This window comes from Pseudarthrobacter siccitolerans, assembly GCF_001046895.1.
Classification (GTDB): Bacteria; Actinomycetota; Actinomycetes; order Actinomycetales; family Micrococcaceae; genus Arthrobacter; species Arthrobacter siccitolerans.
Map to the genome: position 1 here is coordinate 122,445 of NZ_CAQI01000025.1, position 20,784 is coordinate 143,228.

Here is a 20,784-nt window from a genome sequence, read left to right on the forward strand (position 1 = left end):
AGAGCCTGCGGGGCACAATGGGTGGATGAAGACACTCCTCAACATCATCTGGCTGGTTTTCGGCGGTTTCTGGCTTGCGCTGGGCTATTTCGCGGCCGGTGTGATCTGCTGCCTGCTGATTGTCACCATCCCGTGGGGTATTGCCTCGTTCAGGATCGCGGCCTACACGCTGTGGCCCTTCGGCCGGATGGTGGTGGACAAGCCGGGCGGCACAGGAGTGTTCTCGCTGCTCGGCAACGTCATCTGGCTGCTGGTGGCCGGCATCTGGATCGCGATCGGCCACGTGGTCACCGCGTTCGCCATGGCCGTCACCATCATCGGCATCCCGCTGGCCATCGCCAACCTGAAGCTCATCCCGGTGTCGCTGATGCCGCTGGGCAAGCAGATCGTCCCCACCAACGCGCCGTTTGTAGCAACGTACCGGTAGGCAGGAACAAGGGGACGTTCAGCGCGGGCTGAACACGCCGTCCTTCAGAATGGCCACGGCGTCACTGTCGTCCAGCTCCGCGGCAATGTCGACGTCGCCCGCATAGCCCGCGCCTGACAACTCTAGCCCGCTGGAACACCCGTGCAGCATCTCCCGGAGCCGCGGCTCAGCGGCCTCGAACACCGCCGCTGCGGCAATGGCCTCCGGTGAATAGCCGTGCCTGCCCACCTCTGCCTCGTAACCGCCCTTGCCCGCGGCCGCGAGGCCGGCAATGAACGCTCCCGCTCCGATCTGGTCCTCGACGGCGGCGCGGAGGGTGCCGTCCGGCCACCGCTCGCCGGCGGCAATAACGGCGATGACGGCTTCGGGCGGGAGGTTCGCTGCCACCCAATCCGCTGTCGCTCCCGCGTTGCGCAGGCATACGGCGGCCACCAGCGGGACTTCGCCTGCCAGCTCATGGCAGAGTGCGGAACCGTTGGGGGAGGGCAGCACCACACGTTCGAGCGACGCCGCCGCCCGGAGGCTCGCGGGGGAGAGGCTGAGCCCGCCGCCGTTGCGGGGACCTGCCAGCCCGGCCTTGTGGTGGGCGGCGAAGTCCTCCGCCCGGGTGTCCTTCCAGGGGAAGGGGAAAACCTCGACGCCCCGGTCCAGTGCAACGCTCACGCAGGTGCTGAAGGACAGGACGTCAACCACCACGGCGAGGTCCGCCCCGGGCGCCACTGTCCTGGCGCCGTCGAGCCCCCATTCCAGCCGGACTGTGTAGGCCAGCTGCCGGTGGGCGGCACTCGCGGTGACCGTGTGGCGGGGGTTGGAGGTGGGGGCGTTCACGCGAGTTCGCCCAACAGGTTCCGGTGTGCTGCCTCCAGCCATAGCTGTTTCGCCCGCTGCGTGTGGAACAGGGGGTCAAGTTCCAGCAGTTGACGGACGACGGCGGCGCGTCCGGCGGCGAAGTCGGCGTCGCCAATGTGCGCGTAATCCTGGCGGACGTCCGCCACGTACCGGGCATATTCGCCGGGTTCCCCGCCGAGGACGGAAAGGTCCGCGTCACAGAGGAGGGCGCCGTCGTGGTCCCCTGGCTCCGGGCGGTGGCCGGACGTCAGCCGCACCAGCCGCGCCACCTCGGCAGCATCGGACTCGGGAAGGCCCGCTGCCTCCAGCCGATCCTCCGCGAGGCGGGCAGACTCCTCCTCATCCTGGCCAGCCACGCCGCGGTAGACGGCGTCGTGGAACCAGGCTGCCAACAGCACGGTGCGGGGCGGGTCGGCGGGATCCGTCAGCAGATCGAGGGCTTCCAGTACCGAGAGCAGGTGAGTGCAGCCGTGGTACTTGCGGTGGGGTTCGCTCCAGCGGTCCAGGAGGTCCAGGAAGAGTGCGTCGTGGCCCGGCATGATGGCCTCCCACCGGTTGAACAGCGGCACCTTGAGTGACTTGTTCCGCTGGCGGGCCGGAATGCGCAGGCCGCTGCCGATCAGCTTGCGGACCAGGACCCGGGCCTCAACGGGTACCGCGCCGGCCGCCACCAGATCGTCGTAGCGGCGCTCCGCCACGTCATAGTGGTCCCCGTCAAAGGCCCGCTCGGGAATCCCCGCGGCCGCAGCGAAACCGTGCAGTTCTTCCAGCGAGGTGTCGGAGACCAGGTGCGAGAAGTGTGTTCCGTGGGCAGGCCAGAGCGGCGGGTCGATGTATATCAAGTGATCCTTTCCGGGCCCGTAACCACGCGGTTTTTCCCTTGCTAGATCCTAGCGCGGTCGGGCGTGTCGCCAGGGGCCGGAGGCACGCAAACTCAGGCACTCTATGGGGCAGCGACGCCCGCGGAAGGCGCTCCGGCGGGCTGTTGGACTATCACCGTGGTTTGGTCGGGGAAGACCCAGTGCTCCACGAACGGCATGACCACGGCAGCGCCCAGTGAGCCAGCGGCGACGATAATAGCGACGAGCGCCATTCTCTTATTGAACGTGGCTTGGCTGGCTTGTTCCCGGTCGGCCAACTCTCGGGCGCTCTTGATTTCCGCCAGGGTACCCGCCGACTGCTTCATGGCATCGTGCATGCCCTTCATCAACTCAAAAGTTTGGATCTCCCTGTCGATCCGCTCCAGCTTCCGTACTGCGGCGGCATGGGCGACAGTGTCGCCGCTTTCAAGAGCTTCTCGGGCCTCTCGCTCCGCCTCGATGTATTCGAAGTTGGCTTCAACAACTCGCCGAGCGGGTTCCTGTAACTCAGGATCTAGTTCCTCAGTTGCCCGCTCCATGTCATCTACCGACTTGGCATAAGTCCTGACGAGCTCCTGAAGAGCTTTGTCGTCGGGCGGTAACCCGGATTCGAGAGCCAGTTTGTAGAGATCGTCTGTGGACAGCTTGTCGATCGCGGCATCAAGCTTCCGCTCGTTGGCGGACTTGCGAGCCTGCACCATGAAATCAATGAGATCGACAGTGGGGCCGATTACCGGAAAGATCCCCTCGCTGAGCTCGCCGATGGTGCGGATAATAAGCCGGGGATCGAAGGGCATAGGTAAGAGGTTAGTGGTGGCGCCGCGCTATCCCTCACTGTGAAGGTGTGTGTCGCCAGGGCACGAAAAAGCCCCCAGCGGTGAGGCTGAGGGCTTCTGTGGGAATGTTTCAGTTGATCGGGCGCCATTTGCCGTCCGCGTCCTTCTCCTCCTGAATGACGGCTCCGGCGTTCGGACTTCCGAAGCAGTCGAGCGGGGCGAGCTCCCGCTCTCCGGCGTAGGTTGCGTCGGCGTCGGACTCTTCGAGGCGGCGCCCGTAGTAGTAGACCTCGCCGTCGTCGTCGAGGAGGCGGAAGGGGATGCCCTCCCCGGCCAGGAGACGGGCCTCGTCGCGTCCGCTCGCGTCGCGGGGCCCAATGATGCCCTTCGCATAGAAGTTGCTCTTGCCTTCGGGGTGGGCGGCGCGGTCCTCCTCGCTGGCGATCTTGTCCTTGGTGATGATGAATGCGGTCATGCTGCCTGTTCCTTTCGTCGTTTCTTTCAGGTGTCGCTTTACGCTTCGCGCATTTGCTCGCCACAGTGAGGGCAGATCGGGGCGCCGTACTCGGCGAGCCACTGGCGGGTCAGGCGGACCTTGTAGCCGGAGCCCTCGGGGCATTCCGCCTTCATCATGCGGGTGCTCTGCTTTTTCGGGCCTTCGGCGCCGGCGCCGGGGTTCACGAGGGCGGCGTGAGGGTAGTCGCCAAGTTCGGCGGCAATCTCTTCAAGCTGGGCCTTCAGTTCGTCACCGGCGACCGTGGCGGTCATTTTGCCGGTCAAGCCCAGGGCCTTAGCGATCTTGGCGAAGCGTCCTTTGTGGCCGCTCTCGCAATCGTCGATTGCGTGGATCAGTTCGTGGGCCAGAACGTCGAGGACGCGAACCGCCTCGTCGAGGACCGGGCTGATGAACAGCTGGGAGACGTTGTCGGCGGCGACCTTCGTACTCCAGCACTGGCCAATGACGGAGTTCTTGCGACCGTTGCCACCGGGCCAGCCTACGGAGACGCGGACCTCGGGGAGGGTTTCGCCGAGCTCCTCGAAGAGCGGGGCCAGGGCGGTGACGGCGGCTACAAGCCATTCTTCGCGGGTGCTGAACTTTGCGGTCATCGTGAGCTCCTTCGGCGGTTGGGGTTTGTGTTCCTGGTGGTGCCTAAAGAGTAACTAACGTAAGGCGTCTTACGCAAGTCGGGACGTCGAAGTGATCTTGCGTAATTCGCCGGAGTGGCGCCGGGTGCCCGCACGGTTTTGACGGTGGTCCGGGATAGTCTGGAGGGAAACAGAGCGGGCCGCACTTTTGAGCCGTGCTTATTGGAATGTCACAGAATGGGAGTATGGATGCCTCCGGCCCTCGCCGCTATGCAAGCCTCAACTAATAGCGGAGAAGGCGGGCTCGCGGCGAACTTTCCGCGATTAAGGTACATGGGCTCCAAGTACAAGCTTGCGCCGCATCTGGAACGCGCATTCGCAGACGTGGGCGGATCGACCTTTCTGGATGCCTTCAGCGGGTCAGGGTTTGTTGGCTATCTGGCTAAGGCTATGGGCTACTCCGTGGCATCGAACGACCATCTGTCCTTCCCGAGCGTTATTGCACGAGCGGCGATTGTGAATGATTCAGTCCGCCTTTCCGACGAAACCATAGACAGGATCACAGGGCCGGCCGCAGACGATCGAGACTTTGTTCAAAGCACGTTCGAGAACGTCTTTTTCACGGCGGAGGACCGTCGGTTCCTTGACTCGGCGTGGTCTCACATTGACTCGATGGTCGGACCGGAGCGCGACCTGGCTCTAGCTGCCCTTATTCTTTCGGCGGCGCGGAAGCAGCCTCGTGGGGTGTTTACCATTTCGGGCGACCTGGATCATTACAACGACGGTCGGCGTGACCTCCGTCTTTCTCTACGCGAGCACTTTCGCGAGCGGGCCGCTGAGTACAACTGCGCTGTGTTCGCCAGCGAAGGAGACAAGGTCGCCTACACCGGTGACGTCTGTGATGTGCCTGTGAAGTCGTTTGACGTTGTGTACCTCGATCCTCCGTATGCGCCTCCGACGGACGACGCCGACTACACCAAGCGCTACCACTTCCTGGAAGGTCTTTCCGACTACTGGGTAGGCCGGGAGATCATGAGTTGGACGAAGACAAAGAAGCTCCCTAAGCGGCATTCTCTCTTCGCCAACAAGAGGACCATCGAAGGTGCTCTGGAGGCGACGCTGGACCGGTTTAGGGATTCCGGGGCAATAGTCCTTTCGTATTCGTCCAATGCACTGCCGGGCGAAGCCCGCCTGAAAGAAATGCTCGGTGAAGTGAAGTCAAGCGTTGAAGTCCGAGTAATTCCGCACACCTACCACTTTGGGACTCATTCGACGGCCAACCGGCGCAGCGTCGTTGAATACCTCTTCATCGGAACGGACTAGGGGATGCCGCTCTCCATTCCCACTCTTGACGAGTACATGGCGACGTTGGGTGCCCAGTCCAGTCACCCCGACCCCACAATTGAGTCCGAGGACGGCATTCTGATTAAGAAAGCCGCCGCAGACTTGGCGGACTTGGACGAAATATCGCAGGAGAGCTTGGCGAAGTGGATCAGCACTCGTCCTAGATACGTGGAAGCCCTGGGCCTCTCTGTTGGGCTTTCGAAGGAAAAGCTGCTCAATAACCTGAAATATGCTCTTGGCACTTCCGGCTACGTCACGCTGGCGCGTGACAAGTCCGTGGAGCTAGTCGAGTACTTGGACGACGCATTTGGCCTGGTAGCCCTGCTTGCCGGACAGCTGAATCGAGATTACGACTTCGGTGACGTTTTGGTGGCGAGGGCGGGTACAAGAGCGTTCGCGAAGCGAGCCTCTGACGCTGGCAGAAAGCTCGAAGACGAAATAGAAGCCATTGCAAAAACACTCGGCCTTCCCTACGAGTTGCGGGGAACCTTCGTGGGGCGCGACGGCCAGGAGGCCCCATTCGACCTAGCTATCCCTGGAAAAGGATCTGACGCGCAAATCGTTGTTGCTGCGAAGGGGTTCGACTCAACGGGGAGCAAGCTTGGCGATGCAGTTCGAGAGATCGAGTCGATGGCCTCCGTTCGCCGGCCGAACCAATACGTTATGGCTGTGATTGACGGGATCGGCTGGAATCGGCGGAAGTCTGATCTGGCGAAAATTCACGATAAGTGGGTTTCCCGAGACATTGACGGTATGTACACCCGAGCAACCCTGGGTGACTTTCAGAATGACCTGCTTGAAGCGGCGCGGCTCCGGCACCTGCTCTAAGCCGGTCCACATCACGGCTGCTGCCGGAAAAGCGTCGAGCCCCCAGTGCCACATAAGCACCGGGGCTCGAATAAAAGCGCTTAGCGTGTGTCGCCTTACGCGACTGCCAAAGCTTGACGCATCTTGCCGAGAGCGGAGGAGCGGGTCCGCTGTGTCTTCTGGCGGCTGAGGCCGAGCCGGTGACCGATCTCGGCGTCCGGTACGGGCTCGTACTCGGTGAAGCCGTAGGCCAGCCGGCAAACCTCCTCTTCCAGGTCGTTGACGGCCTCGAAGGCGGTGGCAATTAGGATCGCGTCCTCGGCGTCGCTGGCCGCGCCGTCCCAGAGCGGACGGGCGCTGGCCGTCAGGTCGCCGTGGAGCTCGTCGTCGGAGTTCGGGGCGCCGTCCAGGGTGTCGACATTGCGAACCGCGGAGAGAACGGCGAAGAACGTCTCGCGGCTCATGTCGAACTGGGGAGCCAGGGCGGCGGCTTCGTACACGTTGCCCTCGGCCTTGCGGAGGATGCCGTAGAAGCGGGTCAGGGTCCGGTCCGGAACACTGAAGGCCGTCGGAGTCATGTATTCCTCGCGGAGGGTGCGGGCAAGGACGTTCTTCACGACGGCGGCCAGGCGCTCGTGCTTGTCGGGGTCGAAGGTGTTGACGGCCTCGACGAAGCCCAGGAGGGCAGAGGAGCGGAGATCTTCTTCGTCGGCGGTAGCGGAGGCGCCTTCGGCGCGGAATCGGGAGACGGCGCTCTTGATAGCGAAGGCGTAGGCGCGGAGGAGAGACTCCATTGCTGCGTTGTCACCCTGCTTGGCGGCGGCGATCGCCTCGCGCTCGGCCTCGACGGACTCGAAGCGGAGCTCAGCGGTGGCGTTGAAGATCTCGGTTGCGTTGTGCATTTCTTTGTCTCTTTCTGTTTGCGTATGTCGCTTTGCGCGACTACCTGTTTTTGGGAGCAAGGGATTGATCAGGCGACCCTCCTGGGGTCCCTAACTTCGTCCTTTGACTAGGGGTTTTCTATGGTGGTTGCTATAGATTTCTTGCTTGTGACAAAGAAGATATTCACGCAAGTCGTCATACGCAAACCGTTGAGCGCACCGTTATCAACTTGTAACTTCAACGGTGCGCTCGCTGGTTGCGGGGGCTATTCCACCGTCTCGCCGTTCCAGTTTTCGACCGCTCGGGCGAGCTCCTGGCGGGTGCTCCGAAGGAAGGCGAGGTAGTCGGCGAGGGCCCGCTCTGCGCGGGTGAAGGACTCTCTGACGGCCAAACGGCGGGCGTCGAGGACAATGTCCCCGGTCGGGTCACCGTGGCCTCCCTTGGCCCGCTGCGTGGTGTCCTCGCGAGGCTTCGGGACCGGGGAGGGCTCCCACTGGATCTCTGCCGCGGCGTCCAGTAGCCGGATGATCTGGAGGCTTTCAGCGGTGACGGCGCGGAGGGCTTCGGTCAGCTTGTCGGTCATGAGTCGGTCCTTTCGTTGCGGAGTTTGAGGAGGGTTCTAGCGACGACAACCTCGCCGGGGGAGAAGAGCGGAAGGTCGTAGCCGGTGGAGCTCGTGAAGCCTCGGAAGGCGTCCAGCTTGTAGTCGACGCTCTCGGAGATTTCGGGGTAGTCGCGCTGAAGCTGGATTAGCTCCTGAGCGAGTGAGTCGTAGGTGTGGTCGGAAATGATCGGGGAGTCGAAGCGGTAGTAAAGGATCGAGTGGACGAGGACCTGATGCCGCCGCCAACGGATAAGGCGGGCGACGGCGTCGGGCGTGTAAACGGTCACCAAATACCTGCCTCTGGATCGGAGCCGTAGGCGGCGCCCCAGTTCTTCCCGGTGACTTCGCCGGTCGAGCTCAGTGGCACGCCGTAGAACATGCCACTCATGATCTGGCCGATCTCGTGGGCTACGTCGTGGGCAATGTCAGCCGGTGCCGAAGCCAGGAGTTCGTCGTGGATCGGGAGAAGCAGGTACTCGCCGAGGCCGGCGTCGAAGAGGTCGACGATCGCCTGAGCGAGAATGTCGCGGGCGGTGGACTGGATCACGTAGTTCGTCGCGGAGTAGAGACGGTCACGGTCGAGGGGAAGGTGCCGGCCCGAGACGGTCACGACTTCCTTTTTGCCGAACTCGGCTCGGCTCTGGAGCTTCTTCGAGTAGCGCTTGATCTCGGGGTAGACCCGGTCATACTCGGCGATCGCGTGCTTCACGGCTTCCATATCGGCGCCGGTCTGCCGTGCCAGGGTTTCAGCGCCGCCGCCGTAGACCTTGCCGAAGCCGGTTCCTTTGGAGAGCTTCCGGTGGAACTTCGTGTACTCCGGCCCGTAGATCAGTTCCGCGGTGTAGCCGTGAAGGTCGACGCCCGTCTCGATCGCGTGTTTCATGGCCGGTACGTCAGCCAGGGCCGCGAGCACGCGGAGCTCGATCTGGTCGTAGTCAGACGAGATCAGGAGCTCGCCGGGGTCGGCGACGACGGCTCGCCGGATCTTCCAATCGCCGGAGGGCAATTGTTGGAGCGGCGGGCGCGAGACGGACATTCGAGCCGTGCGGGCCTGAAGACTACCGATCGAGGCGTGAAGCCGGTCGTCGGGGTCGCGGTAGTTCAGGAAGGCGTCGACGTAGCTTGTATTCCACTTGCTCGCCCTCTTGGCCCGCATAACGGCGTCGGCCAGCGGGTTAGGCTCGCGGGCTTCGATCCGTTCCCATTCCCGGTCAAGGTCGGCCAGGACGGACAGAACGGCCTTGTCGACCTTGGGCTTGCCGGTGCTCGTCCGTTCGGTCAGGATTTCGCCCATGCCCTCCAGCGCCGCGGCGACTTGGTCGGTGGAGTTGATGTTGTCCACGCCGTAGCGCTTGGCGATCAGGCTGAACTCTTCGTGCTCTTTCATAAGGTCGAGCCGGAGTTGCTTGATGTAGTTCACGTCAAGCTTCATGCCCTTGCGTTGCATGATCGCAATGAGGCCCTGAAGGTGATGCTCGAATTTGGAGAGCGGGTTGAGCCCGAGTTCCTTGATGATCGGCGCGAGCTCGTAGAAGAGACGGGTCACGAGGATCACGTCGAGTCCGGCGTAGCGGACGTAGAGCTCGTGGTCGATGGGGATATTTGCGAAGCCGAAGGGGATATGTGGACGCTTGCCGGCGTAGGTCACGAAGGCGTCGATCTCTTCCTTCGAGACGGTTTTCTTCCAGGCGTTGAAGAGGCTCAGGAAGATCGAGGACAGGCCCTCTTGGGTGTCGGGGGCTTGGTCGTCGACGTAGATCTCGCAAAGCTCCTTCAGGTGGAGGCCGGCGCCGCCCTCGGACTTCGTGCGGGGATCGAGGAGGTGGGCGAAGATCCGCGTATCAAAGACGCGATCCGCGAGCTCCTCGATCTTCACGCCGAGCGTCCGGTCGATTACCTGAAGGTCATAGGCGGCGTTGTGGACTACAAAGTGCCGCTTCTGCCGCAGGGCCTTTACGATCAGGTCGGCGAAGAGGTCGACGCGGAGGACCCAAGCCTCGACGGCGTTGCCGATCTGGACGAGGCGCGTCTTGAAGGTGTTCTCGTAGATGCCGAGGCCGGACGTTTCGGTATCGAGGCCCAGGACTTTGTCGCCCTGAGAGAGGAAGGCGTCGAAGCCCGCGAGATCCTGCCGCCGTTCGGGCATGAAGATCCGGCAGTCGTCGCCCGCGATTGTGTGGGCAAGGGTAATCAAGGCACAGCCTCCTAAGGTCGTGTAAACGGGGGATAGTGTCCGTAGCCGGGGTCGAACCGGCGTCCCTGCCCTAGCTCCGGACGTCTCCGGAGGGCCGCTCTGCCACGCTGAGCTATACGGACTGGACGCCCCTCCCTCCGGAGTCCAGTCACGAGGGGAGGGGCGGTGTATCAATCAGGGAGCGGGAAGGTGTAGAGGCGGCTCGTGGGGATCATCCTGAGCTCGTCGCCTCCCCAGGTCCGGAGCACTTCGTACTCCTGAGCCCATTCGAGTTCGGGGTAGAGGCTCCGGACTTGGTCGAAGATCGGCGTATTCCAGAGGTCCACGCCTAGCTCCGATCGCAAGGGTCCGGAGCGCCGCGCCAGTGAGTGAGGCGGCATTCCGGACAGATGTACTCGCGTTCGTCGAGTTCGAGATCTACGTCGTCGTCGAGATCCATGCTTGTTTTCTCCTAGATGACTGAGTCGAGGTCGGCGCCGCTGATGGTGTGGACCTCGGGTGTGGGTTCGGTTTCGATAGAGGAGTCGGCCAGCGGGTCCTCTTCTGCTCGCTCGGGTTCTGCGTGATCTGGGACCATGTCCGTCTGCCGTGCGCGGCGGATACCGTCGAAGGCAATGCCTTTGTTGGTTTTCCGCTTCACGAGGCCGCGCTCTTCGAGGGCTCCGAAGAATGTCCGGCGCGTCCAGCGCTCCTTGGCGGGGAGGTTTTCCTCGTCGGCCCACTGGAGGTAGGCGTCGAAAAGCACCTTTCCGTCGACTCGTCCGGCGAAGTTGTCCGCGACGAAGACGCCAGGGAGGAAGCCGGCGAGGGCGTCGGAGGTTTCCCGGTATTCCTTCGTCGAGTTCTTGATGATGTCCGGATCTTGGAGGCCGGTCTTGTACCAAGTGATCGCACCTTGGACAGCCCACGTGAAGATGCCCTGAGCCTCGGCCATGAGCTTCTCGCCGAGCCGGTGGTCGCGTTCCTCGGGCTTGAAGAATCGCTCCCAGGGGATCAGCTTCACGCGGCGCCAGAGGCCCTCGTCTTGCCCTTTGAAGGAGGGCTTGAAGTTCGTAGCCAGGTTCAGGAGGAACGTGGGCCGGAACTCGAAGAACTCCTTACGCATGAAACGCGCGGCGATAAGGTCGCGGCCAGTGACGCGCTTCAGGACAGACTCGGCCATAGGACGGCCCTGCTCACCTTCCGCGGCCATGACCAAGCGGGCGCCCTTCAGGGCGGCAAGGTCGTTGGGGATGCCGCCGCTTGCCCGGTCCTCGAAGGTCGAGAATGGGGTCGTGGTGGTCAGCTCGCGGAAGACTTCCGTCAGCGTGTCCGTGTAAACAGACTTGCCGTTGGCGCCGGTCCCCCAGAGCACAGCGAAGCATTGCTCCGAAGTGTGACCGGTGATCCCGTAGCCTACGAGCCGTTGCATGTAGGCGGGGAGCTCCGGATACGCCGGGAAGACCTCTTCGAGGAAGCCTTCCCACCGAGGGGCGCGGGCGTTCGGGTCGTAGTCCAGGTCGACGCGGCGGGTCAGCAGGAGCGCCGGGTCGTGAGGCCGGAGCTCGCCCGTCCGCAGGTCAACGACGCCGTTACGGCACGCGAGGAGGTCGGGGTGCTGATCGAAGTCGCCGACGCTGGCTGGAACGCCGTGGACGGCCTGAAGCTCGCGGAGCATTGCGTCCAGCCCCCGGGAGGTCTGGGCGTGCTTGGAGTAGCTCCGGAGCCTTCCGGCGCGGGCCTTGTCTTCCTTCGTGGCGCCGTCCATCTGGGCGAGCTCGGTGGCGTCGGCGGCTAGGTCCTTCAGCAGGTCGGCGACGCTTTGGGCGTGGGTCCGGACTCCCTGCCGTTCGTCCTTCCTCCAGACGCCTTCCTCCAGTAGGAAAAAGCCCACTTCCTCGGAGTACCGGACGCCGGAGCCCAGGCTCTCGATGTAGTCCCGCAGGTAGCGGGCGCCGCCGAGATCCGTCAGGCTGTAGCGTTCCTCGTCCCATGCCAGCAGGGCGGCAGTGCGGGATTTGACCGGCTCGGCCTCGGCAATGGCGCGGATAGCCTCGGCGTAGAAGCGGTCGGGGTTCTGATTGCGCCAGTCGGTGAGATCCAGCCCGTCGGGGAGGTCGAGGACCTTCACGCGGAGGTCCCGAGCGACCAGGGCCTCAGCCAGCTGTGCAGAGAACCGACGGCCTGCAGGATCGCCGTCGCCAGCGATCACGGCCTCGCGGTCGCCGAGCATGGTGACAAGGTCGTTCAGCACGGCGGGGTTCGAGGAGAGGCCGGCGCCGCGGATTCCGATCGTGTCGAAGCCCAGGGCGCAGGAGGCCGTCAGGGCGTCGCCGGGGCCCTCGGTAATCAGGACTTCGTCGAAGCCAGCGGAGCCGGGGAAGTAGCCGATCTTGGCCCAGGAGGCGCCGTCAGGGCTCTTGGGGCCGAGCCAGCGGACGGAAGCCTCCTTCGCCAGGGAGCGGGCCTGAAAGCCGCGGGGGACGCCGTCCTTGTCGCGGAACGGGACCACGAGGCGAGGCCCACCGGGGAGCCCCTCGATCAGGTTCCGCTCGTCGTCGTACTTGGCAGGTCCGGCGTAGCCCAGCCCAAGGCGGACGGCGTCGGCTCCTGAGACTCCGAACCGCTCGGCGGCGTATTGCTGAGCTTCGAGAGCCGGAGAATCGTCCTCCATTGCCCGCTGAAGGGCGGCGGCGAAGCCGTCAAGCTGGACGGCCAGGGCGGCTACGTCGGCGGGGGAGGCGGGCACGTCCTGAGAGGTGGCGCGGGAAGCGAAGTCGACCTCGCCAGCGGTCATGGTTGCGAGGTCCCGCATGGTGAGCCCGAGGGCCTTGACCACGTCGGCGTTCTTGCATCCGGCGCGGCATTTCAGGAGGACCTTGCCGGTGTCGGAGACGGTCAGCCGAAGGCTCTGCTTTGAGTCGTTGTGGGCGGGGCAGTGGACGAGGTAGCCGTCGCCTGTCGTCTCTACATCGTCGAGCGTGGCGATCAGGTCAGCGAGTGTCACTGGGCCTCCTATCGAGTAGGTGGGATGAGGTTTCGGAAAAGGAGTCGGCCAGACAGGAGCGGTTGCTCAACGGCGGGAGAGCTTTGGGGTAAGCTGTCTCGCGTAAGACGAAGCACGCAGCGCGAGCAAGATGGTGTTCGCGTGTGGGGAAAGTGAAAAGAGAAAAATGAACGGTGAGCCGCCGGTTACGGGTTCAGTTGATCTGATCCCGCGCCCCGCCGAGGAAGAGTCGACGTTTATCCTGCTTCCGATCCTCGACGGGCCGGAGAGTGCCTATATGGCAGTTTTCTCCGATGGGTCTTATACGCGGTGGGTTCCTGAAGCGTCGAAGCTCCAGTAACCCGGTCTGAGGAAAACCGGCCCGTTTTAGAAGTGGGACGGGCCAGCTTTCCCCGGATCAGCCACGCGGGAAGTCGCCTTCAGCGTCGGACTCGCACTCGGCGGAGTGTTTGCGGTAGAGGTACGGGGACGCCTCTCGCAAATACGATTCGGCCCGACGTAGTCGTAGAAGTACGCGGGCCCACGTAGCTACCGTCATGACGGCATAGCCGCCGCCGACCGGCTTCCTGATTCTTTTGATAAATGCCACGCCGTAGGGTTCGCCGGCGTGGATTTTTTGTTTCTCGGCGCCGTCCAGGCCAAGCCTGATCGCGTCCTCCCACGACTTGTAGTTCTTGGCCTGCCCGACGAAGGGCGAGATCCCCTGGATGTCGCCGGAGTCGGTAAAGCCTTCCTGAGCCACGCGCCGCGGGGCGAGCCCGAAGCGACCGCCGAAGAATGCGGTCAGCGATCGCTTCAGGTCCGTTTCCCATTTGGTTCCTTTGGCCTTAGCGGCGCTCATTTGCCTCCCAGGGCTAGTCGGGTTTGGAGAGTCTGGATCTGCTCCCAGGCGTCGACGGCGCTCCAGCCGTAGGCTCCGGCGAGGTCATGCTTGAAGCATTCGGCACAGCAATAGCCGGAGGGGTCGATGCCGTTCAGGGCCGGGTGCTCGCGGTAGAGCGAGCTGATGCGGGAGCGGAGATCGAGCTCGATCAGGTCAGCCATTCCCGAGCTCCTTTGCGATCGCCTCGATCAGGTCGGGGCGGAAGCCGGTCCACTCGCGCCCGTCGCTCGTCATGACGACGGGGGCCTCGGTGTAGCCGGCGTCGCGGAGGAACTGGGCGGCGTCCTCGTTTTCCTCGACGTTGAGCTCGGTAAAGGCGAGGCCGTGCTTCTTCAGCTTTTTCTTGGTCATGAAGCAGGGGCCACAGATGGTGCGCGTGTAAACAGTGATTTCCAAGGTCAGATGCCTCCTCGGCGGACGGTGTTCAAGTAGGCGGGAACGTCGGACTTCTGGGCCTTGACGGAGGCTTCCAGGTGCCAGCGTTCGTCGACGGTCATTACGGCCTTCTCGCGGAGGATTGGCTCGTATTCGTTGTAGTGGTGGGCGCAGAAGTAGAGCGGGAGGAGCCCCTCGCGGCTGACCGCGATCATGACGGCGACGTAGGCGCGGGAAGCTATGCCGCACTTGTCGCAACGGTCGGCGTTGGTCAGCGTGGCCGGGGCGAGATTCGAGCTCTTGACGACGACTTTCGTCGGCTCGCTTGCAGGAGCTTCTACGGGGATTTTCACGAGGGGTTCCTTCCAGATGTAAGGGAAGACCCCCGCCCCAGCCGGTGAGGGCCAGAGCGGGGGTCCAGGCGGTTACTTGTCAGCAGCGTTCAGGAGGACGGCGCCGACGAAGATCAGGCCGATCTCGGTCCAGAAGTCGAGCTCGATCGGGCCAAGGGCGACGATGCACGCCCAAACGATGCCAGCGATAGTGCCCATGACTACGCGGCGCCCTTCAGGGTCAGGACCGGCTTGGTGTAGGAGACGGTCTGACCGGCGCGCGGGCCGTTCTTGGCGACGAAGCTGACCTCTTCGAGTTCGAGGATTGCCTTGGCCTTGCCGTGGTCGGCGATCAGGTCCGCGAGCTCGTCCTCGACGCCGTTGTAGGCCAGATCGGAGGCCATGCTCCAAGAGCCGGTCTGGAACTTGAAGATGCCCAGGTCGGGGTTCTCAGCCAGGCGGAAGTAAACCTCGATCTGAGGCTCGGCGCCGAAGCCGTCGCGGGCCTTGGCCTTGCGTTCCTGGAAGCTCAGGTGAGCGTCGGGGTCAGGCTCGCCCTTGCGGTCCTCGGGGTAGTCGATCGTCTGCCCGTCGCCGGACTGGATCAGCTTGCCGGCGCGGCTCCAGAGGACCATCTTCTGCCGGAGGGCGTTCGCGGATTCGAGGATGATGCCGATCTTGTTCGAGGCGGTGAAGACCTCGATGTTGTCCTCGCCCTTGGCCTCCCAGGTCTGAGGAGCGTCGCCGCCGAAGAGGGCATGGATCTCGTCGGCAACCTCGGGATCGCCGGTCGTAATCCGCCATTCCTTCAGGGCGGCGGGCCGTCCGTTCAGCTGGTGACCGGAGCGGAAGCGGCCAACAATGTCGTCCTTGAAGGAGTTGCGCGGGCGGGGCTGGGTGGCCGGGTCGTTACCGAAGATGTTGAGTCCCATTAGTTCTGTGGTTCCTTCCGTAAGTTCGTTTGGAATGTCAGGCGGGCCGGAGGCCCTTGGTCTTGCAGTGGAGGAGTCGGCCAGGAGTCGCCCGTTGCTCAGAAAACTTTGGGCGACTTGTGGAAGGCGATTTACGCGGCTGTGAGCGGCTTAGCGACGCCGGCAGGGCGAACTACCCGAGGGCCGGGAGTTGAGCACTTCCCAGCGGCTACAGCGGCCTTCTGGCGGAAGTGGTGGGTCGCCAGGACCTCGGCGATCTTCTGGGAGCGGCGGGCGCCCATGAAGGGGAGGATCTGGCCCATGATCTCTGCGGCACGCTGGCCGGAGAGCTCCGTGTGCCACGTTGGTTTAGCCGGGGCAGTGTGGAGCGAGAGCCGGATCTTTGCATCCATGAGGGACGCCGCTCGCCCGACAATGTCGCGGTCGGTCATGGCAAGGCGGATACGCGGGTACTTGCCGCGGTGGGCGTCGAAGGTTCCTTCGCCTTCGAGGAGGCCGGCGAGCCAGAGGAGGTCGTCGCGGTTGCCGTGGATCATTTGTTGCTTCCTTCCTGAACAGTGGGCCCGTCAGCCAGCCAGAGAGCGACGGGGCGGGCGGGGATACCAGCGGCGCGGGCGATCGCTCGCTCGGCCAGAGCGCCCTTGGAGTGGCGCCAGCCGTCGAGGAGGGCGACGCCGTCGGATTGGAGTACGAGCTCGAAGTCGCGCCGGAGTGCGGCGATCAAGTGCTCGCGTGTAAACAGTTCGGCGGGAGCGTCGGGGTCGAAGCCCTCGGCGAGGTCGATCTCAGCCGGGGAGACTACGTCGAAGCCCGCAGAGCGGAGAGCCGAAGCTCCCCGCTCGAAGGCGTCGAAGTTCCAACGCGGATAGCCGGTCATTGGGCCTGCCACGTAGAGTTTCATGAGAGGAAACTGCTAAATGGCCTTGGCGCGGGGAGCGCGGCGCTTGGATCCGGACGTGGTCGCCTCGGCAGGTCCGCTGGCGACCTCGCGGCCAACGATGGTGCTCTTGATTTCCTTCTCGTAGCGGAAGATCTCACGCAGGTGGAGGAAGATCTCGAAGAGCTCCTCGTCGCAACGGACGGGGACCAGCTTCCAGCCCTCAGGGCGGACGTGGAGCACGGCGCCGCCGTCGGCCTTCGGCATGGGGATTCGCCCGCCGTCGTTACGGATGATCGAGTCGGCGAAGCGGTACGCCGCAAGCTGGATGCCGACCTCTTCGTGGATGCCGGAGCGGGTCGTCTTGTTGTCCATCCAGAGCTTCTCGCCGTCGATCTCGGCGAAGGCGTCGAAGCTACCGGCGTACTCGTGCGTATCGCTCCAGACGGTCTCCTCCATGAAGTGATACTCGGGCTTCACGGTGGTTAGGAACTCGTCGAAGTGCCGGACGAAGGGCTCCAGGTCGGGATGAACGCGGCCCAGGGTTTCGCCCTTTGCCATGCGCTCGAAGAGGTCATGCGCGGCGGTGCCGGTGTCGGCGGCTTTGCGGGTGTTGCGATCCGGCGCTTTCTTCAGGTGGTCGACGGCGGCGGACGGGTCGCGGAGGACCATAGAGACGACGGTTCCGAGCTCGTCGACGGCGGTCTGAGCGACTTCCTTCGCGGCCCAGTAGCGGAGGAACTCCTTGGGGAGCATCCCGATAATCGAGGTCACGCCGGGGACCTTGATCTTGCCGTCGTCGGGATTGACGTAGAAGCGGGCGCCGCCTCGCTTGATGGTGCTGACTTTGGGGGTCGTCACTAAGACGCTCCTCTCGTGTCGGGATCAGGGACACAAGAGGAGTCGGCCAGGGGCCGGGATCTGCTCAAAGAAAAACCCCGACGGTGCTGGGAGCCGTCGAGGTGTGCGGTCGGTGACGAAGTGACGAAAGTGATGCTCTCTTAGATTCAGTGTTAAGAGAGAGAGCTTCTTAAACACTAAAGCGAAGTGCCGTCACTTTCGTCACTTCGTCACTCGTAAGTCGTATGGCTCATCCTCCCGCGAGCTCCTCGGCGCGTTCGGCGACTCGGAGCAGAGCCGCCTTCGCCTCGCGGCGGGCCTTCGCTGGCATTCCCTTGATCGTTGCGGCGTTTACACGGTGCAACGCCGTCTCGATCAGCTTGCAGATGTTCTGAATGTCGGCGACCTCCGTGATCTCAGGGCCTCCGGCAAAGTAGTTCAGAGTCTCGGCAGCTCGCTCGCGCTGCTCGACGGAACGCTCGCGGGGGCTCGCCTTTTTGAGTCCTAGAGACTCGATCTGTTCGCCAGAGAGACGGTCACGGAGAACGTTGCCGGAGTGGTAGCGGATAGCCGCCTGAAGGTTCGTTACTTCGTCGCCAGGAACGTGCGCCTTCGACATGATCTCGCGTACCCAAGTGCGGTAGGCGTAGGTGCGGCCCAGCCAGTCAGGCTCGCCCTCTCGGGTGTAGAAGTGCTCGCGGCCCTCGACAAGAGCGCGAGCCGCAGCCTTCAGGTTCTCGGTTCGCTGATTGTCCGGGGCTGATAAGGAGGCGCTAATCTGGCCGGAAGCGTCAGCCGAAATATCCGCGAGAGAGCGTGTTGCGTTATTCATGTTCTGTAGCTTATCGCTCGCAAGGCGACTTACGCCACTTCTCTTGAAGGTCTAACCAAACGCCAAAAAGCCCCGGCCTCCCTGAGGAGAGCCGGGGCTTTTGAGTGGTTCTAGTGCATAGCGGCGTAGATCAATTTGAGATCAATGCCGAGTGAGCGAGCCATGTATTCGAGGTCACTCCTTGAGCCGTTATTAGGGATGCGGAGATTCTCGCGGTAGTCGTCGAGAGCCCTTTCGGAGGCGTGGGCGTCGCCGTCGTCAGGAAGGTCGCGGACGATTCGAGCGAGATAACCGCCAGCCTTCCGGATCGCGTCCGCTTCGTTTGGATAGCGAACGTCGGTCACGACTACCGGCGTTCCGGCCTCGCGGAGAGAGTCGATTCGAGCGAACGCCGTCCTGATCCAGAACTGATCGTCGAGACTTCGGATCGACTCGGTTCCGAGCCTCTGGAGGGTTCGTCGGACTTCAGGGACGTAGTCCTTGGCCTGCTCCCAGCCGAGCTCCGCGATCACGTCGGAGAGCCGCCACTCGCGGACTCGGGTCAGGCCCTCGGAGTTCAGCGGGAAGGTGCCAACGATCGGATCGAGAGCGAGAGCGGCCTCGCGGAGAGGATCGGCTAGGGCGACTCGCTCGTAACCGTGTTTCTCGACGAGGACGGCGGCGAAGGTGTCCTTGCCGGTGCGCTTCTTGCCGATTAGACCGATAAGCGGGGTGTGCTTCACGTTGACTCCTTGGGGTCGTTTGGGTGGTGGACAACCAAGGAGTCGGCCAGCTAGGCGGATCTGCTCAGAAACGAGGAAAAGCCCCTCCCTCGGTAGAGGAAGGGGCGTTTTCGGTTACTTCGTGGCGTCGAGGACTTCGTCGATCAGCTTCTCCATGAACTCGCGGACAATCGCCTCCTTCTCCTCAGCGGTGACGCCAGGAACGGGGGAGGGAGCGACGGGCTCCGCTACGTCCGGAGTGGAGGGCGTAGCCGGGTTAGCCAGGTCAGCTACAGCCGCCTTGATCGCGTCCAGGGGAACGTCGTCGCCACACTGGGTAGCCATGATCTGACGGTGCCGGAAGAGCTCCAGCGGACGGCCAGCGAGCTTCTGGATCTCGTGGATCAGGAGGGCCACGGTCGCCAGGGTTTCGGCGTCCATACCGCCGTAAACCTCGATGCTCCACTTGTCGTTGCCGTTAGGGCCGGCGTGGTAGGCGCGGTCCTTCAGGTCGACGAACTGGACAACTCGCTTGCCCTCGACGCCGAAGTGCGCCGAAGCGACGCGGTCGCCCTCGGTGAAGGTCCGGATCACAGAATCGAGATGCACGTCGAAGCGGGTTTCCCCGGCGATGAACTGATGCACCACGAGGCCAGAAGGCGGGTTCGGAATGTTGCCGCGCTCGAACTTGCCTTCCGCCGCGGGCCGGACTTCCGTCACCATAGGCAGAGCCGCGGAGAACGTGTAAACGGGTGCCGGCGCAGGGTCAGTGGCAGGGGTAGGAGCGGGAGCGGGAGTCGGAGCCGGTGCCGGGTCGGCGGGACGCGGGATCTCGCCGAGGTATTTCAGGCCGTCGATGTTGTCCTCGGCGGCGTTGGACCAGACGTAGAAGCCCGAGATTGTCTTGTACCAAGCGTCGTTTCCAGGCGTGACCTGTTCGCCCTTGGCATAACCGATGACGGCGATAACGGCGTTGAGGGCGAGGCCGTCCTCATAGCCAGGTGCCTTTGGTGCGTTCGTCCAGGGGGCCGTCCGGACGTTGGCGCCCTCGGTCGTAACCTTGCGGGTCGCGTTGCCTCCGGAGACACTGCCCGCGGGCTGGAGGGTGATCTCGTCGCCCTTGTAGTGGTCGCAGTAAATATCCGGATTCACACGCCCGTAGGTGTTCGTGTGGAGGTTGTAGCCGGGTGGGCAAGTCTCGAAGTGGACGTGGGGGCCGGTCGTCCATTTGCCGGTGTTGCCGGAGTACGCGATCAGGTCGCCCTTGCGGACGCTCTGGCCCTTGTTCACGAGGGTCGCGTTCAGGTGTCCCACGATGAAGTCGGGGGCGTTGGCTCCGGAGTTCAGCACCAGGGCGATGCCGGCGCCGTCGGTCAGCCACCAGCGGTTACTAGCGCCGGTCGGGTCAGTGACCCATCCCTCGAAGTCGATCACGCCGTCAGCGGGGGCATAGATTGGCGTTCCGATCGGACAGGCGAAGTCGATGCCGGTATGTCCGCCAGCGGGGTTCACGCCGCCAGGAAATGCGCCAAAGTTCTGGGAGCGGGGCGTCCCTTTCGGGACGGGATACATGTAGCCCATAGGGCTCCTTTCGGGCACGAAAAAGGGACGGCCCGAGTTGGACCGTCCCTAGACGTTTTTGGTGGTGGGTTGCTTAGCCGACGACAGAGCTCTCGATCTTCGAGGCCCGGTGAGCGGGCAGGTTCGGCGCGTCTACGGGCGTCACCTTGCCGCGCGTCCAGACCACGAGAACGGCGGTGCCTACGAGGTCGACGGCAAGGCCAATTGCGCTCTCGGCTTCCGGCGTGATCGGGAAGACGCCGAGGATCACGAGGACGTGAAGAATGGCGGTTACGGCGGCGACGATCGCGCCGCGGATTACGAGGGGTTCACGAGTGGTCAAGGCGGCTCCTTAGGCGAGGATGCGTTCGATGATGGGGACAGCGGCCAGCACGAGGCCGGCCGCCGAGGCGACGACGGTCCAGAGCGTGCGCGGGGAGACTGTCGGCGTGTTTTCGAGCACGCGGAGGCGCGTCTCGTGGTCTTTGATTTCTCGACCGTGTAGGGCCAGGTCGGCGCCATGCTGGGCCAGGGCCACGTCGACCTTCCCCTCTAGGCGTGTAAACGCAATGAGGAGGTCCGTTTCGGCCTTGGTGGGAGTCGTGGGGTCAGTTGTAGGTGGCATGAGTGCAAGTCC

Annotated in this window: 28 protein-coding genes and 1 pseudogene; 3 read left to right on the forward strand and 26 right to left on the reverse strand. The window is 63.6% G+C overall.

Annotated elements, in window-relative coordinates:
* Positions 1-25 precede the first annotated feature (25 nt).
* A complete protein-coding gene (locus tag ARTSIC4J27_RS01050) occupies positions 26-427 on the forward strand; it encodes a YccF domain-containing protein (RefSeq protein WP_050053352.1) in 402 nt (133 codons plus the stop codon).
* An 18-nt stretch (positions 428-445) separates the two neighbouring features.
* Here the strand turns inward: ARTSIC4J27_RS01050 and ARTSIC4J27_RS01055 are convergent, their stop codons facing one another.
* The 5 genes from ARTSIC4J27_RS01055 to ARTSIC4J27_RS01075 form a co-directional block, all read right to left on the reverse strand.
* The gene (locus tag ARTSIC4J27_RS01055; protein WP_050053353.1) at positions 446-1,255 is read right to left on the reverse strand and encodes a 2-phosphosulfolactate phosphatase; all 810 of its coding nucleotides are present in this window, start codon (positions 1,253-1,255) and stop codon (positions 446-448) included.
* A complete protein-coding gene (locus ARTSIC4J27_RS01060; RefSeq protein WP_050053354.1) occupies positions 1,252-2,118 on the reverse strand; it encodes a DUF4031 domain-containing protein in 867 nt (288 codons plus the stop codon). Before ARTSIC4J27_RS01060 ends, ARTSIC4J27_RS01055 begins: the two co-directional genes overlap by 4 nt.
* A gap of 101 nt (positions 2,119-2,219) precedes the next feature.
* Positions 2,220-2,933, reverse strand: coding sequence for a hypothetical protein (locus tag ARTSIC4J27_RS01065; RefSeq protein WP_050053355.1), 714 nt, complete (start codon positions 2,931-2,933; stop codon positions 2,220-2,222).
* A gap of 109 nt (positions 2,934-3,042) precedes the next feature.
* Positions 3,043-3,387, reverse strand: coding sequence for a hypothetical protein (locus tag ARTSIC4J27_RS01070; protein ID WP_050053356.1), 345 nt, complete (start codon positions 3,385-3,387; stop codon positions 3,043-3,045).
* A 38-nt stretch (positions 3,388-3,425) separates the two neighbouring features.
* The gene (locus tag ARTSIC4J27_RS01075) at positions 3,426-4,019 is read right to left on the reverse strand and encodes a SprT family zinc-dependent metalloprotease (RefSeq protein ID WP_050053357.1); all 594 of its coding nucleotides are present in this window, start codon (positions 4,017-4,019) and stop codon (positions 3,426-3,428) included.
* 312 nt (positions 4,020-4,331) lie between these two features.
* Here ARTSIC4J27_RS01075 and ARTSIC4J27_RS01080 point away from each other — a divergent pair, with 312 nt between their 5' ends.
* Together ARTSIC4J27_RS01080 and ARTSIC4J27_RS01085 are read left to right on the forward strand one after the other, a co-directional pair.
* Complete coding sequence (locus tag ARTSIC4J27_RS01080; RefSeq protein ID WP_200900730.1) at positions 4,332-5,321, forward strand: DNA adenine methylase; 990 nt, start codon at positions 4,332-4,334, stop codon at positions 5,319-5,321.
* Positions 5,322-5,324: 3 nt separating this feature from the next.
* Positions 5,325-6,170: a hypothetical protein gene (locus tag ARTSIC4J27_RS01085; protein WP_050053358.1), complete on the forward strand. Its 846-nt coding sequence runs from the start codon at positions 5,325-5,327 to the stop codon at positions 6,168-6,170.
* Positions 6,171-6,265: 95 nt separating this feature from the next.
* Here the strand turns inward: ARTSIC4J27_RS01085 and ARTSIC4J27_RS01090 are convergent, their stop codons facing one another.
* From ARTSIC4J27_RS01090 to ARTSIC4J27_RS01180, 21 genes and pseudogenes are all read right to left on the reverse strand, one after another.
* Positions 6,266-7,051: a sigma-70 family RNA polymerase sigma factor gene (locus tag ARTSIC4J27_RS01090; protein ID WP_050053359.1), complete on the reverse strand. Its 786-nt coding sequence runs from the start codon at positions 7,049-7,051 to the stop codon at positions 6,266-6,268.
* Positions 7,052-7,296: 245 nt separating this feature from the next.
* The gene (locus ARTSIC4J27_RS01095; protein WP_050053360.1) at positions 7,297-7,614 is read right to left on the reverse strand and encodes a DUF7169 domain-containing protein; all 318 of its coding nucleotides are present in this window, start codon (positions 7,612-7,614) and stop codon (positions 7,297-7,299) included.
* On the reverse strand, positions 7,611-7,922 hold the full coding sequence (locus tag ARTSIC4J27_RS01100; protein ID WP_050053361.1) for a DNA ligase LigA-related protein: 312 nt from the start codon (positions 7,920-7,922) through the stop codon (positions 7,611-7,613). The genes ARTSIC4J27_RS01095 and ARTSIC4J27_RS01100 overlap by 4 nt, the downstream gene beginning before the upstream one ends.
* Complete coding sequence (locus ARTSIC4J27_RS01105) at positions 7,919-9,829, reverse strand: DNA polymerase (protein ID WP_050053362.1); 1,911 nt, start codon at positions 9,827-9,829, stop codon at positions 7,919-7,921. The genes ARTSIC4J27_RS01100 and ARTSIC4J27_RS01105 overlap by 4 nt, the downstream gene beginning before the upstream one ends.
* Before the next feature lie 36 nt (positions 9,830-9,865).
* A pseudogene (locus ARTSIC4J27_RS01110) lies at positions 9,866-9,951 on the reverse strand.
* A gap of 48 nt (positions 9,952-9,999) precedes the next feature.
* Complete coding sequence (locus ARTSIC4J27_RS22665) at positions 10,000-10,155, reverse strand: hypothetical protein (RefSeq protein ID WP_161799516.1); 156 nt, start codon at positions 10,153-10,155, stop codon at positions 10,000-10,002.
* 125 nt (positions 10,156-10,280) lie between these two features.
* Positions 10,281-12,815: a phage/plasmid primase, P4 family gene (locus ARTSIC4J27_RS01115; RefSeq protein WP_050053363.1), complete on the reverse strand. Its 2,535-nt coding sequence runs from the start codon at positions 12,813-12,815 to the stop codon at positions 10,281-10,283.
* 397 nt (positions 12,816-13,212) lie between these two features.
* Entirely contained in the window at positions 13,213-13,656 is a 444-nt protein-coding gene (locus ARTSIC4J27_RS01120; RefSeq protein ID WP_050053364.1) for a hypothetical protein, read from the reverse strand.
* Positions 13,653-13,859 carry a hypothetical protein gene (locus tag ARTSIC4J27_RS01125; RefSeq protein ID WP_050053365.1) on the reverse strand — a complete coding sequence of 69 codons (207 nt, stop codon included), beginning with the start codon at positions 13,857-13,859 and terminating at the stop codon, positions 13,653-13,655. Before ARTSIC4J27_RS01125 ends, ARTSIC4J27_RS01120 begins: the two co-directional genes overlap by 4 nt.
* Entirely contained in the window at positions 13,852-14,094 is a 243-nt protein-coding gene (locus ARTSIC4J27_RS01130) for a glutaredoxin domain-containing protein (protein ID WP_050053366.1), read from the reverse strand. The genes ARTSIC4J27_RS01125 and ARTSIC4J27_RS01130 overlap by 8 nt, the downstream gene beginning before the upstream one ends.
* A gap of 2 nt (positions 14,095-14,096) precedes the next feature.
* Entirely contained in the window at positions 14,097-14,426 is a 330-nt protein-coding gene (locus ARTSIC4J27_RS01135; protein ID WP_050053367.1) for a DUF7455 domain-containing protein, read from the reverse strand.
* A 72-nt stretch (positions 14,427-14,498) separates the two neighbouring features.
* Entirely contained in the window at positions 14,499-14,624 is a 126-nt protein-coding gene (locus tag ARTSIC4J27_RS23360) for a hypothetical protein (RefSeq protein ID WP_268794366.1), read from the reverse strand.
* A gap of 2 nt (positions 14,625-14,626) precedes the next feature.
* Positions 14,627-15,337 (reverse strand): recombination directionality factor, encoded by a 711-nt coding sequence (locus ARTSIC4J27_RS01140; RefSeq protein WP_050053368.1) that lies wholly within the window; start codon positions 15,335-15,337, stop codon positions 14,627-14,629.
* A 131-nt stretch (positions 15,338-15,468) separates the two neighbouring features.
* Positions 15,469-15,873 carry an LAGLIDADG family homing endonuclease gene (locus ARTSIC4J27_RS01145; RefSeq protein WP_050053369.1) on the reverse strand — a complete coding sequence of 135 codons (405 nt, stop codon included), beginning with the start codon at positions 15,871-15,873 and terminating at the stop codon, positions 15,469-15,471.
* Positions 15,870-16,238 (reverse strand): DUF4406 domain-containing protein, encoded by a 369-nt coding sequence (locus ARTSIC4J27_RS01150; protein WP_083435243.1) that lies wholly within the window; start codon positions 16,236-16,238, stop codon positions 15,870-15,872. Before ARTSIC4J27_RS01150 ends, ARTSIC4J27_RS01145 begins: the two co-directional genes overlap by 4 nt.
* 12 nt (positions 16,239-16,250) lie before the next feature.
* Positions 16,251-17,075, reverse strand: coding sequence for a hypothetical protein (locus ARTSIC4J27_RS01155; protein WP_050053371.1), 825 nt, complete (start codon positions 17,073-17,075; stop codon positions 16,251-16,253).
* A 229-nt stretch (positions 17,076-17,304) separates the two neighbouring features.
* Entirely contained in the window at positions 17,305-17,886 is a 582-nt protein-coding gene (locus ARTSIC4J27_RS01160) for a hypothetical protein (protein ID WP_050053372.1), read from the reverse strand.
* A 110-nt stretch (positions 17,887-17,996) separates the two neighbouring features.
* Positions 17,997-18,608, reverse strand: a complete 612-nt coding sequence (locus ARTSIC4J27_RS01165) for a deoxynucleotide monophosphate kinase family protein (protein ID WP_050053373.1) — start codon at positions 18,606-18,608, stop codon at positions 17,997-17,999.
* A 114-nt stretch (positions 18,609-18,722) separates the two neighbouring features.
* Positions 18,723-20,168 carry a peptidoglycan DD-metalloendopeptidase family protein gene (locus tag ARTSIC4J27_RS01170; protein WP_050053374.1) on the reverse strand — a complete coding sequence of 482 codons (1,446 nt, stop codon included), beginning with the start codon at positions 20,166-20,168 and terminating at the stop codon, positions 18,723-18,725.
* Positions 20,169-20,241: 73 nt separating this feature from the next.
* The gene (locus ARTSIC4J27_RS01175) at positions 20,242-20,490 is read right to left on the reverse strand and encodes a hypothetical protein (RefSeq protein ID WP_050053375.1); all 249 of its coding nucleotides are present in this window, start codon (positions 20,488-20,490) and stop codon (positions 20,242-20,244) included.
* Between the two features lie 9 nt (positions 20,491-20,499).
* A complete protein-coding gene (locus tag ARTSIC4J27_RS01180) occupies positions 20,500-20,772 on the reverse strand; it encodes a hypothetical protein (RefSeq protein ID WP_050053376.1) in 273 nt (90 codons plus the stop codon).
* Between the last annotated feature and the right edge of the window lie 12 nt (positions 20,773-20,784).